The following is a 557-nucleotide window of genomic DNA, read 5'->3' as shown; positions in this document are numbered from 1 at the left end:
GTATAGATTTTTAGCAGTATGGGAAAGCTCTCTAAGAGAAAGATATTCTTCTTTAGAAAGATGTTTAAGTTGTTGTTTAACTGTAAGATACATAACAAAATCACCTCCTTTTCATATGCTTAATTATATCATACATTTAAATTCAAAAAAAAGAGGTAAGAGCAAAAAAATTTCAATTCATCTCCCATTTTTTCATATAGAGAAAGCATCTCAGCTTCAAGTTCAAACATATGGTTAAAAGCTGATTTTAATATATCCCTTATAGTTTTTCCCTTTTCCAAGTTACAGTTCCCTCATCTGGCATAAGGTTACCAGTTATTATATCTAGAAATGTTGTTTTCCCTTCACCATTGGCTCCAACAAGTCCAATGTGCTCTCCTTTCAAAAGTCTGAAAGAGGCGTCTTCTAATATTACTCTTGAACCAAATCCATGGCTCAGATTATTTACATCTAAAATACTCATTGTTTTTCCTTATTACTGCTGTTATTATTGTCCGTATACATATCTATCTATGTTTTTCCATTATCTATCTATAAAATTTAGTTCTAATTTTTAG

General features: G+C 30.2%; 1 pseudogene. It reads right to left on the bottom strand.

Annotated elements, in window-relative coordinates:
- Nucleotides 1-179 precede the first annotated feature (179 nt).
- Nucleotides 180-463, bottom strand: a pseudogene (locus IX290_RS11465) (ATP-binding cassette domain-containing protein); the annotation flags it as partial.
- Nucleotides 464-557 lie beyond the last annotated feature (94 nt).

This window comes from Fusobacterium sp. DD2 (genome assembly GCF_018205345.1).
Taxonomy (GTDB): Bacteria; Fusobacteriota; Fusobacteriia; order Fusobacteriales; family Fusobacteriaceae; genus Fusobacterium_A.
Note: the sequence above shows the minus strand (reverse complement) of the source record. Positions and strands in the feature narration are given on the sequence as shown.